This window comes from Cupriavidus sp. SIMBA_020 (assembly GCF_046535395.1).
GTDB lineage: Bacteria > Pseudomonadota > Gammaproteobacteria > Burkholderiales > Burkholderiaceae > Cupriavidus > Cupriavidus campinensis.
On the sequence record NZ_JAWRWU010001145.1, the window covers coordinates 1 to 253 of the forward strand.

At 69.2% G+C, this 253-nt stretch carries 1 protein-coding gene; it reads right to left on the reverse strand.

The genetic code is table 11. The features are described 5' to 3' along the window. On the reverse strand, window positions 1-253 hold a 253-nt coding region (locus SB751_RS33120), incomplete at both ends, for an N-formylglutamate amidohydrolase (protein WP_410749386.1).

Below are 253 nucleotides of genomic sequence, written 5' to 3' on the forward strand. Positions count from 1 at the left end.
CGGCCCAGGCGTTCGTAGGCGTCGTTCGGCATCGAGTGCAGGTTCAGGTGCCAGACCGCGCCGAAATCGCGTTGCGCGGTTTCGATGGCCTGCGCCAGCGCCGCGTGATACGGCTCGTAGTACGCCTGGATGCGGTGGCGCACTTCGGCCAGCGACAGCTTGCGGTCGTAGATCGGCGTGGCCTTGTCCATGCGGCGCCAGATCAGGCCCTTGCCCAGGCGGGTCTTCTCGCCGGGGTCGAGCGGCTCGGGCC